General features: G+C 74.4%; 7 protein-coding genes. 4 read left to right on the forward strand and 3 right to left on the reverse strand.

Annotation, left to right across the window (positions count from 1 at the left end):
* The first annotated feature begins 42 nt into the window (after positions 1-42).
* Both QC765_RS13665 and QC765_RS13670 read left to right on the forward strand, forming a co-directional pair.
* Positions 43-3,819 (forward strand): helicase-like domain-containing protein, encoded by a 3,777-nt coding sequence (locus QC765_RS13665; RefSeq protein ID WP_278314993.1) that lies wholly within the window; start codon positions 43-45, stop codon positions 3,817-3,819.
* On the forward strand, positions 3,804-5,633 hold the full coding sequence (locus tag QC765_RS13670) for a helicase-related protein (protein WP_278314994.1): 1,830 nt from the start codon (positions 3,804-3,806) through the stop codon (positions 5,631-5,633). The genes QC765_RS13665 and QC765_RS13670 overlap by 16 nt, the downstream gene beginning before the upstream one ends.
* 73 nt (positions 5,634-5,706) lie before the next feature.
* Here the strand turns inward: QC765_RS13670 and QC765_RS13675 are convergent, their stop codons facing one another.
* Complete coding sequence (locus QC765_RS13675; RefSeq protein WP_278314995.1) at positions 5,707-6,234, reverse strand: hypothetical protein; 528 nt, start codon at positions 6,232-6,234, stop codon at positions 5,707-5,709.
* Positions 6,197-6,610: a hypothetical protein gene (locus QC765_RS13680; RefSeq protein WP_278314996.1), complete on the reverse strand. Its 414-nt coding sequence runs from the start codon at positions 6,608-6,610 to the stop codon at positions 6,197-6,199. The genes QC765_RS13675 and QC765_RS13680 overlap by 38 nt, the downstream gene beginning before the upstream one ends.
* A 318-nt stretch (positions 6,611-6,928) precedes the next feature.
* Here QC765_RS13680 and mobF point away from each other — a divergent pair, with 318 nt between their 5' ends.
* Positions 6,929-11,167, forward strand: coding sequence for a MobF family relaxase (mobF, locus tag QC765_RS13685; RefSeq protein WP_278315036.1), 4,239 nt, complete (start codon positions 6,929-6,931; stop codon positions 11,165-11,167).
* Between the two features lie 77 nt (positions 11,168-11,244).
* Positions 11,245-11,601, forward strand: a complete 357-nt coding sequence (locus tag QC765_RS13690) for a hypothetical protein (protein ID WP_278314997.1) — start codon at positions 11,245-11,247, stop codon at positions 11,599-11,601.
* On the opposite strand, the gene QC765_RS13695 is transcribed toward QC765_RS13690, so the two are convergent.
* Positions 11,598-11,852, reverse strand: coding sequence for a hypothetical protein (locus QC765_RS13695; RefSeq protein ID WP_278314998.1), 255 nt, complete (start codon positions 11,850-11,852; stop codon positions 11,598-11,600). The two genes, QC765_RS13690 and QC765_RS13695, sit on opposite strands and share 4 nt — an antisense overlap.
* Positions 11,853-12,005: the final 153 nt, after the last annotated feature.

Genomic DNA, 12,005 nt, shown 5'->3' on the forward strand with positions numbered 1-12,005 from the left:
CACGAGCCGGTCGCCGAGCCCACGACGCCGGCGGTCGAGGCGGTGGACTGGCGCGCCGACGAGGTCACCGTGCCCTCGGGCGCGAAGTCCCGCGCGCGGGCCAACATCGCCGCCATCGAGCTGCTCGAGGTCCTCGACCGCGAGGGACGCCACGCCACCCGCGACGAGCAAGCGACCCTCGCCGCATGGTCGGGATGGGGCGCGATCCCGAAGGTGTTCGATGCCCGCGACGAGTCCTGGCGCGCGGAGCACGACCGCCTCCGCGAGCTGCTCGATCCCCGCGACCACGACCGCGCCCGCGCCTCGACCCTCAACGCCCACTACACCGACCCCGCGGTGGTCTCCGCGGTCTGGGACGCCCTCGCCGCGGCCGGGCTCGACGGCGGCCGCGTCCTCGAGCCCGGCTGCGGATCGGGCAACTTCATCGGCCAGCGCCCCGCCGGGGTGCAGATGGTCGGGGTGGAGCTCGACCCGATCACCGCGCGCATCGCCGCGCGCCTGTACCCCTCCGCGCAGGTCCGCAACGAGGGGTTCGAGACCACCCGCGCGCCCTCGGGCAGCTTCGCCGCGACCGTGGGCAACGTGCCCTTCGGGTCCTACACCGTCCACGATCCCGTCCACAACCCCGACCGCTACCCCATCCATAACCACTTCATCCTCAAGTCGGTGGACCTGACCGCGCCGGGCGGCTACATCGCGGTCATCACCTCCCGCTACACCCTCGACGCCGCCGACGAGCGCGCCCGCCGCGACATCGCCCGCAACGCCGACCTGATCGCCGCCTACCGCCTGCCCACCAACGCCTTCGACCGCGTCGCGGGAACCTCGGTGGTCACCGACCTGCTCGTGCTGCGCCGCCGCGCCACCGAGCGCGACCCCGCCGCGCCCATGCCCGGCTGGGTCGCCACCCGCGAGATCGACGTGCCCCGCGCCGAGAACGACACCGAGGCCGTCCCGATCCGGCTCAACACCTACTGGCAGGACCACCCCGACCACGTCCTGGGAACCCCGGTGGCCAGCCACGGGATGCACCACCGCGACGACCTGCGCGTGATCGCCGGGACCGCGCCGCTGGCCGAGCAGCTGCGAGCGGTCCTGGGCACCGACATCGCCGCGGCGCGGGGCGCCGGGCTCGGGCTCGACCCCGCCCCCGCGACCACCAGCGCCACGATGGACACCAGCGCCGGGCTCGTCCTGGCCGGGACCGCCACCGGCGAGCCCGACCTCTACACCCTGCGCCACGACCCCGAGCGCGACGCCATCGAGCAGTGGGACGGCACCGGATGGGCCGCGCTGGACCGGCTGCCCGCCCGCAAGGCCACCGAGTGGCGGCAGCTGCTCGGAATCCGCGACGTCGCCCAGCAGCTCACCTTCGCCCAGCGCGACGGCCAGCCCCCCGAGGTCCGCCAGCTCCTGCGCGGCGAGCTGAACCGCCGCTACGACGCCTACGTCGAGCGCTACGGCCCGATCAACCGCTTCGCCTGGACCCGCCCCTCCCCGGTCACCCAGGACCGCCACGACGCCAAGCTCGCCCGCCTCGAGACGGCATGGCGCGAGCGCAACCGCGACGAGGACGGGGTGCCCTACCAGGGAGCCATCCCCGCCGAGGTGCTCGGGGAGATGGACGAGAAATCCTGGCAGCCAGCCACCGCCACCAAGCGCCAGGCCCACCTCGACGGCGGGCTGCGCGACGACCCGACGTTCACCATCCTCGCCGCGCTCGAGGACTTCGACGAGGACACCGGCACCGCCACCAAGACCGCCCTGTTCTCCCGCGACGTCCTCACCGCCCGCCAGCCCCGCGAGCGCGCCGATACCCCCCAGGAGGCCCTCGCCCTCGCCGCGGCCGGGCGCGAGACGATCCAGGCCAGCGACATCGCCCGCCTGCTCGGCTGCGACACCGAGACCGCCATCGAGCGCATCGCGGGCCTGGCCTACCCCGACCACCGCGACCCGCAGGCATGGGTGCCCGCCGCGGCCTACCTGTCGGGAAACGTCGTGGCCAAGCTCGACGAGGCCCGCGCGCTCGCCGCGACCGACCCGCGCTACGCCCCCGGAGCCCAGGCGCTGGCCGCCGCCCAGCCCGAGCGCGTCACCCACGACCAGATCCGGATCCGCCCCGGCACCCCGTGGATCGACCCCTCCATCATCGCCGCCTTCGCCACCGAGACCTTCGGCCTGGCCGCGGTCACCGCCGACCACGTCGGCGGCGAATGGAGCCTGGAAGGCCGCGGCAACAAGCACTCGGTGGCGATGACCGAGACGTGGGGCACCGGGCACCGCGACTGCGACGCGCTATCGCTGCTGGCCAAGCTGTGCAACTCCAAGTCCATCGTCGTGCGCCGCACCCCCGCGGAGATCGCCAAGGACGGCGGCGACGAGCTGGACATGAAGGGAACCTTCGCCGCGCAGGCCAAGGCCCAGAAGATCAGCGAGCACTTCCAGTCCTGGCTGTGGGCCGACCCCGTGCGCCGCGACCAGCTCGAGAACACCTACAACCGGATGTTCAACAACCTGCGCGCCCCCGCCCACGACGGCGCGCACCTGGACTTCCCCGGCCTGTCCGACCAGTTCACCCCGCACTACTACCAGCGCGACGCCGTCGCCCGGATCATCAGCGAGCCCACCGTGCTGCTCGATCACGTCGTCGGCGCGGGCAAGACCGGCACCATGTTCATGGGCGCGATGGAGCTCAAGCGCCTCGGCCTGGCCCAGCAGCCGTGGATCGTGGTGCCCAACCACCTGCTCGAGCAGTTCGGGCGCGAGGCCAAGCAGTGGTACCCCGCCGCCAAGGTGCTCATGGGCACCGCGGCGACCAACCCGGAGGGACGCCGCCGCCTGGTCGCCCAGTCCGCCACCGGCGACTGGGACATGGTCATCGTCGCCCAGTCGGCGTTCACCGCGATCAAGGTCGATCCCGCCCGCCAGCGCGACTACATCGAGCGCGAGCTGGCCGAGATGCACGAGCAGCTCTCCGCCACCCGCGAGGACGGCACCGAGAGCACCGTCAAGCGCATCCAGAACGCGATCAACGCCGCCGAGGAGAAGCTGCAGCGGCTGACCGACCAGGACCGCAAGGACACCGGCCTGCGGTTCGAGGACTCCGGCTGCGACTACCTGTTCATCGACGAGGCCCACGGCTACAAGAACCTGGGCCGCGCCTCCAACATCGCCGAGCTGAACCTCGCCGACTCCGCGCAGAAGGCATCGGACCTCGACATGAAGCTGGGCATCCTGCGCGAGCGCCGCCACGACCAGGCCGTCGCCGCCGGGCGCGACCCCAGCGCTGAGTCCGGGCGCGTGGCCACCCTGGCCACCGGCACGCCCGTGGCGAACTCGCTGGCCGAGCTGTGGGTGATGCAGCGCTACCTGCGACCGGACCTGCTCGCCGAGGCCGGGGTCGCCAACGTCAACGACTGGGGCGCGGCCTTCACCGGCACCACCACGAGCATCGAGGTCAACGCCACCGGCACCAAGCTCGCCCCGGTCACCCGCGTCGGCATGTTCGTCAACCTGCCCGAGCTGGTGCGGATCAACGAGCAGTTCACCGACACCGTCACCCGCGAGCACGTCACCGCCGCGCTGCCCGCCCTCGAGGGCGGCAAGCGCTCGATCGTCACCCTCTCGCCGTCCCAGGAGGTCCGCGACTTCATCACCGACCTCGCCTGGCGCGCGGACAACCTCGACCCCAGGCGTCCCGACCTCGACAACAACCTCAAGATCGCCAACGATGGCCGCAACGTCACCCTCGACCCCCGCCTGGCGGGGCTGCCCGCCCCACCGATGGCGGCCGCGCCGCGGCGGTGGCCGAGCACGTGATGCGCGTCGAGGCCCGCACCAGCGGCACCGAGTACCGCAACGCCGATGGCACGACCTCGCCGGGCGCGCTCCAGATCGTCTTCTGCGACCGCGGCACCCCGAAGAAGAACCAGCCCGGCTTCACCGTCTACGACGCCATCCGCGACGAGCTGGTAGAGCGCGGCATGGACCCCGCCCGCATCCGCTTCATCCACGATGCCGAGCGTCCCGACGACAAGCTCGCCCTCGCCCAGGCCTGCCGCGATGGCCGCGTCTCGGTGCTCCTCGGCTCGACGGAGAAGATGGGCACCGGCCTCAACGTCCAGGCCCGCTGCGCGGCGATCCATCACGTCGATGTGCCGTGGCGGCCAGCTGACCTCGAGCAGCGCGAGGGCCGCGGCATCCGCCAGGGCAACCAGAACCCCAGCATCGAGATCCTCACCTACGCCGCCGAGGGCAGCTTCGACACGATCATGTGGCAGAAGGTCGAGGCCAAGGCCAAGTTCATCGCCCAGATCAAGTCCCGCGACCTCGAGGTCCGCGAGGCCGAGGACCTCACGGGCGGCGAGCTGGGCAACGCCGCGGCGGCGACCAAGGCCGCAGCCACCGGCGACCCGCGCTACGTCCGCCGCGTGGAGCTCGACGACACCGTCAAGAAGCTGACCGCGCTCGAGCGCGCCCACTCCGAGGCCGCGGCGCGCAACCACTTCGACCAGAAGCGGCTCGCCGAGCACATCCCGGCGCTGTCCAAGGACATCGCCACGCTCGACGCGCTGCGTCCCCAGCCCGAGCGGCCCAAGCAGTTCTCCTTCGCCGGGACAACGACCAGCGACCGCACCGAGGCGGCAAGCCTGCTCGGCACGGCATTGCGCGCGGCCTACCACAACGGAGCCCGCGCGGGCGCGCAGCACTACCAGACCATCGGCCACATCGACGACCTCGAGGTGATCGCCTCGCGCAGCGTCGTCGATGACGCCGTGCATGTCACCCTCGGCGTTCCCTCCACGCAGCGGCGCATCCCGCGCGCGGACCTGTTCGAGGGCCAGTCGATCTCCGCGCCGATCTCCGATCCCACCGGGGCCAAGCATCGCGGGCTGCTCTCGCGCGTGGAGAACCTCGTGCGCGACCTGCCCGAGCATCGCGGCCGCCTGGCCGAGCAGCTCGACACCGAGCGCGCCGCGCTCGAGGACCTGCGCTCGACCCAGGGCGCGCCGTTCGAGCACGCCGAGCAGCTCTCGGCAGCGCGCACGGAGCTGGCGGAGGTGTCGATGGCCATCGCGCGGGAGGAATCCAGCGAGGCAGCGCGCGCCGCGCGCGCCGAGGCCGAGCAGCGCTTGCGCGAGACGGGCCGCGAGCCGGGCTGGTCGCTGGCGCTCAACCCGTCCCGGCAGACGATGGCGGAGATGGGCGCGCATTCGCTCGACGCGGCCCGCGAGGCCGCGCGCGAGGAGTTCGCCCGCAGGGCCGCCGAAGCGCGACCGTCCACCGCCACCACGACCGAGCACGACCAGGCCCCCGGCAAGGACAACACCCCCGGCAAGGAGACCGGCAAGGACAACGACACCGGCAAGGACACCGGGCCGCGCCCGCCGCTAGGGATGAGCGGCTACGGCCAGCGCTCGCCGCGCCCCGCCCAGGACAACACCACCGGCAAGGACAACGACACCGGCAAGGAGACCAGCAAGGACACCGGGCCGCGCCCGCCGCTGGGCATGAGCGGCTACGGGCCATCCACGCGCGGCCGCGCGGCCACCCTGCCCCCGCAAGGCTCGCCGCGACCGCCCGGAACCGGCAACGACCGCGACCGCGACCGCGACAACGGCCTCGGCGCGTAGCCGACCAACGACGCCCCGCGCCCCCCCGTGCTCGACGGCACGGGGGGCGCGGGCGCGCTCGCAGGCAGGCGCGCTAGAACAACCGATGCTGGCCGGGATGGACGGCCAGCTCCGCGGCATCGAGCGCCGCGCGCACGCGCCCGGCATCCCAGCCGCCCGACACCGCCGCGCGCAGCGCGCGCGAGCGCGCCACCCGCTCGCTCGAGCGGGCGACATGCATCCACCCCGGCCACCCGCCGCCACGACGCTTGATCGCCATGTCGCGCAGGTTGTCGGCCTGGGTGCCCAGCACCACATGACCACCCGCCGCGGCGTGCACTCCCGCGCGCACGCAGATCGGGCTGTCGCAGCCGTGCATGGCCACCTCATCGGCGGCCAGCGGGCGGCCCAGCGCCAGGCTCAGCGCGTAGCGGTGCGGGCGCACCACCCGCTGCCTGCCCGCGCGCTTGAGCCAGTACCGCCCGTAGCCATCATCGGAGATCGCGCCGGTCCACAGCCAGCAGTCATCCTCGCCCGGCCCGCGCACCACATGCGCCCAGAACCGCGCTATCTCCGCGGCGTGCTCACGCGGGTCGATCACCAGAGGCGCTGGATGCTCCATCGCCCACCCCCTCGCCCGATCCGGCCCCGGCGGCGGGGGCGTCGGTGGCGCGCGCGGCATCGAGCAGCTCGCGCGCCTCGCGCTGCGACAGCCCCGCCAGCGAGGCGAGGGAGGCGACGTTCTCGCCGTTGCCACGCAGCACCGACAGCGACCGGCCCTGCGCCGAGCGCAGGGCGGACTTGCGCCGCTCGGCCTTGGCCTCGAGGGCCGCCACCGCCCGCGCGGTCTCGGAGTCGATGCCCGCGACCTCCTCGGAGCTGGCGAAGAACGCCGCGAGCGCATCCTGGTTCTCCCGCAGCCTGCGCGCCGACTCGGCGAGAGCAGCCTCGGCCTTCTTCCGCGCCGCCGCCCGGGCAGCGACCTCCGTCCGACCCATCCGACCAAACCCCTAACGCAAGCCCAGCCCCCGAAGCCTGCCCTCGATCCGTGACCACCCCCCGGTGACACCGACACTCTAGCCCGGCACCCGCCATTCCCGCGACGCACCACTCGTGCCCCGGCCCGCTCCCGAAGCCCGTCCGCATCCGTTCCGGTCGTGGTCGCGCCGACGTCCTCGCCGCCACGACCACCGAGCCCGCCCGTCCGCATCCGCTCCCGGTCGGCCAGGCTGGCCCCGAAAGGCCACCCAGAACCCACACACCTCTTGCACTAACCGTGGGTTTTGGGGGGAGGTGCCGCTAGGATGGGCCGGGTGATGACCCTGCATGTGCTCCACGCCGGGGACGGGTATGCCTACCTGACCCGGCAGGTCGCCAGCGGCGACCGGGAGCGCGGGCGCGGCGAGGCGCTGGCGGACTACTACACCGCCAACGGCACCCCGCCCGGCCGCTGGCTGGGATCGGGCACTGCATCGCTTGCGGTCGGGGGCGCGGCGGCCGCGGTGTCGGAGGTCGCCGGGCAGGTCACCGAGGACCAGATGAAGGCGTTGTTCGGGCTGGGCATCCACCCCAACGCTGATGCGATCCAGCAGGCGGTGATCCTCGCCGCCGATACCGGGCGCGCCCGCCAGACCGCCCCTGGGCGGGCGGTCGCGGCGTCGAGGCTCGGTCGTGCCTTCCCTGTCTATGCGAACGACAACCCGTTGCGCGACGAGGTCGGAGAGGCCATCGCCGGGCTCGAGCGCGAGCACGCGCGCCCGGCGACCCGCGCCGAGCAGAAGCACCTGTGGCGGGTGGTGGGCGCGCGGATGCACGCCGAGGCCACCGGCCGGGAAGCGGGCAGCAGCCGGGAGCTTGATGCGTGGATCGCCCGGCAGCGCCACGCCGACCGCCATCCCGTCGCCGGGTACGACCTGGTGTTCACCCCCGCCAAGTCGGTGTCGGTGCTGTGGGCGCTGGGCGATGGGCGGGTCCGCGAGGCCGTGGAGGCCGCGCACCACGACGCGGTCGCTGATGCGCTGGGCTGGCTGGAGCGCGAGGCCGCGTTCACCCGCCGCGGGGCGGGCGGGGCGCGGCAGATCGACACCACGGGGCTTGTGATCGCTGCGTTCGATCACTACGACAACCGGGCCGGGGAGCCGAACCTGCACACCCACTGCGCGGTGTCGAACAAGGTCTGTGGCAGCGATGGCCGCTGGTCGGCGCTGGACGGGGCGACACTGCACCGCCATGCCGTCGCCGCCTCGCAGCGCTACAACGCCGCGGTCGCTGACAACCTGCGCCGCGCGCTGGGGGTCGGGTTCGTCGAGCGTGGCATGGGGCCGGGCCGCCAGCCCGTCCTCGAGGTCGCCGGGATCAGCGACGAGCTGCGGGAGGGATTCTCCTCGCGCACCGCCGCGGTCCGTGCCCGCCGCGACGAGCTGGCCGCGGCCTACCGCGCCGAGCACGGCTACTCCCCCGATGCGCGCGCGCTCTACCGGCTGGCCCAGCAGGCGACCCTCGATACCCGCGAGGGCAAGGCCGAGGCCCGCTCGCTCGCGGCGATGCGCGAGCAGTGGCGCGCCGATGCGACCGGGCTGCTCGGCTCCCGCGACGCGGTCGAGGACATGCTCGACCGCGTGCTCGGCGGTGCCGCGGCGAGCACTCCCCGCGAGTACGCCGGGGCCGATGCGGAGGCCGCGGCGGTGCTCGATCACCTCTCCGAGCGCTGCGCGACGTTCACCGCCGCCCAGGTCCGCGCGCGGGCCGAGGCCCACCTCGCCCCGGTGGTGTTCAGCGACCCCGCGGCCCGCCGCGATGCCATCGAGGACACCATCGCCCGCGCGCTCGATCCGCGGGCGAACCCGGTCGCGGCGAGCGCAGGCGACCGGGTCGTGGCCCTGGCCGCCCCGGCGCTGCTGGAGGTTCCCGACCGGCTGCGCCGCCGCGACGGCGAGGCGATCACCACCCGCCACGGCGAGACCCGCTACACCACCACCGCGAGCCTGCGCGCCGAGCAGGCGCTGCTCGACGCCACCACCCGCGCCACCGGCCACGCCACCACCCACGTCGGGCTCGTCTCGGCGCTGGCCGATGCCAAGCGCGAGACCGGGCGGTCGCTGAACCCCGGCCAGTGGGAGCTGGCGCGGCACTTCTGCCTGTCGGGGGCGCGCCTGGCGGTGGCGACGGGACCGGCCGGTGCGGGCAAGACCACCGCGATGAAGGTCGTCGCCGACGCCTGGCGCGGCTCCGGGCGCACGGTCATCGCCCTGGCCCCCTCGGCGGTGGCCGCCGACACCCTCGGCGCCGAGATCGGCACCGAGGCTGCGACCCTGGCGTCGCTGACCTACCCGTGGCGCGGCCGCATCGACGGTGTCGCGGCGGGGACGCTGGCGCGGCGCATCGAGCCGGGCACGATGCTGCTCGTCGATGAGGCCGCGATGGCCTCGCTGCACGACCTCGCCGCCCTCGAGCAGATCGCCGCGGCCAGCGGGGCGGTGGTGCGGCTGCTCGGCGATCCCGCCCAGCTCGACGCCGTCGAGACCGGCGGGACGCTGCGGCTGCTGGCCGATCACACCCGCGCCCCCGAGCTGGCCGATGTGGTGCGCTTCGGCGACGACCGCGCCCAGGCGCTCGCCTCGCTGCGGCTGCGCGAGGGCCACGCCGAGGCGCTGGCGCTCTACGACGAGCGCGGCTGGGTGCATGGCGGGGCGCGCGAGGACCTCGCCGCGCAGGCCGCGGCCGCGATGATCGCCGACCGCGAGCAGGGCCGATCCTCCATCGTCCTGGCCGCCACCCGCGAGGACGTGCGGATGCTCAACGAGATGCTCCAGCTCGCCCTCAACCCCGCCCCCGCAACCGGCGGCGAGGCGGTCGAGCAGCCGGTGGCCACGCTCGGCGATGGCACCACCGCCCGCACCGGCGACACCATCGTCACCCGCTGCAACGACACCACCCTGCGCGCCGTCGCGGGCACCCGCCCCGGCCAGCGGGTCCGCAACGGCGACCTGTGGACGATCACCGCCATCGCCGAGGGCGGCACCATCACCGCCCGCTCCCAGGACCACCAGGGCAGCATCGACCTTCCCCCCGCCTATAGCGCCGAGCATGTCGAGCTGGGCTACGCCTCGACCATCCACCGCGCCCAGGGCATCACCGTCGATACCACCCACGCGCTGATCACCGGCCACACCGACCGCGCGGGGCTGTATGTCGCCGCGACCCGCGGGCGCGCCGCCAACCACCTGTACGTGCCCACCGACACCGACCTCGACATCGACACCGAGGCACCCCACCTGCCCCCCGATGCCACCGAGCCGACCACCCTCGACCGCCTCGCGGTGGTCCTGGGCCGCGATGGCGGGCAGCGCTCGGCCACCGAGGCGCTGCGCGAGGCGCTCGACGAGTCCGAGGACCCCGCCCGGCTGCGCGAGGCATACCTCGCCGCCCGCGACCAGCTCGCCGCCGACTACCTCGACTGGCTGATCGAGGCATCCCTGCCCGCCGCGACCACCACCACGATCAACGCCTCCCCCGCATCGCGCGACCGGCTGCGCGACCGCCTCGATGCGCTGTCGGCGACCGGGCACGACGCGACGGCGCTGCTCGCCTCGGCGATCAGCGAGCGCGACCCGGCCACCGCCGAGGACCCCGCCGCGGCACTGCTCGCCCGCCTGCCGCTGCCCGGGCGCATCGACCGCGACGAGCTGGCACCGCTGCCCCCGCGCCACCCCGGCTGCGACCCGCGCCTGATCGACCACGCGCTCGAGGCACGCCAGCTCCTCGACCATCCCCCCGCCACCGCTGCCCGCGAGCCGGTGGAGACCGACGCCCAGGTCGCCGAGCGGCTGCGGTCCTCGCGCTGGCGGATGCTGGATGACACCGAGCTGGCCCGCATCGCCGCGGGCCGGGACCGCGATCCCTCCCTGGCCCGCCGCGCCGCGCTGTTCGGGCTCCCCACAGCCGGGGCAGCCGCCGCGCGCGGCGAGCAGGAGTCCGCCCGCGCCCGCCTGGCCGGGCTCGACGAGGCCGCCGCCGCGTGGGACCGCCACGACCGCGCTGCCACCGATGCCCGGTCGCTGATCGCCCAGCGCGACGCGCTGGCCGCCCAGCGCGACCGCCTCGCCGCCGAGCGCGACGGCCTGGGCATCCTCGCCCGCTCCCAGCGCCGCGCGATCACCGACACCCTCGGCGAGGTGGGGGCGCGCCACGACCGGCTCGCCCGCGATGCCGCCGAGGCCAGCGCGCGCGCCGACCGGCTGCGGCCCACGCGTCCCCGCCCGACCACCAGCGAGCTCGACGAGGCCCGCGCGGTGCTCCAGCGCGCCACCCGCCGCGCCGCCGAGACCGCCACGGCCACCCCGCCCGGCCCCCAGGACCTACGCCCGGGGCGGGGCCGGGCCGCGCGGATGGAGGCCGCGCGCACGGAGATCGCCCGCCGCGAGGCCCTCGATCCCGCTCAGCGCGACCGCGAGGACCGTGTTCGCGCCCGCGTTGCCGCAGACCGCCAGCCCCCGGTCGTGCCCGGCACCACGGCCCCCCGAGGGGCCGGGCGCGACCATGGGATCGACGACTAGCCCCGGCGGGCGGTCTGTACTGTTGTCCCCCGAAGCCGTCGCTCTGGGCGGCCCCGGACGCGCTGGAGGGCTGCCTGGTGGAGCAACTGTTCGCACTGTGGCTGATCATGACCGCGATCAGTTGCTTTGTTGCATCGAGCATCGCTGGCCCCAAGGGGCTCAGCTCGACCGGCTACTTCTTCCTCGCTGTGGCGATCGGACCGCTCGCTGTCGTCGCGGCCGCGGCATCGCCCATCGCTCGTCCCGCGCCGCCGGTGGGCATGAGGAGGGTGCATTGCGCCCGGTGCCTCGCCGCGCAGAACATGCTGCTGCGCGATGAGCGTTTCCATTGCTGGCGGTGCGGACTAGATCAGGAAGGGCCGCAGGAAGGTAGCCAGCCGCCGCCGGAAACCTGGCAGCAATGGTTGGGCAAGGACGACAAGCCCTCGGGCTAGGCGTGGCCCTGGTCGCGGATGTCGTTCTGCGCGGCATCAAGCTCGACCGCCGCGCGACCGAATAGCTCCGCCGCAGTATCGAGCCGGGCACGGCAGGCTGCCACGCTCCGCGCCGGGTCGCGGGAGTCGCGCACCTCGTAGGCATCCAGCGACCGCTCGAGCGCGCCACCGAGCCGTGGCAGCGCTGCTTCGAGCCGGGAGGCAGTATCGCGCAGCGCCGCCAGCGCCTCGTACAGCTCTAGGGCAGCCACCGGGCCGGAGAGCTGGTGCGCGATGGAACGGATCGCCTCGGCGGCGGCCTGGGCCTGGCCAGTGTATCGGGGATTTCATTGCTGGACCGTCGCCGATGGCACAGACACCGCGCGGCCATGCCGCCGAGCCCGCTCGGCCTCCGCACGCACGAA

This window comes from Hoyosella levis, assembly GCF_026008515.1.
Taxonomy (GTDB): domain Bacteria; phylum Actinomycetota; class Actinomycetes; order Mycobacteriales; family Mycobacteriaceae; genus Lolliginicoccus; species Lolliginicoccus levis.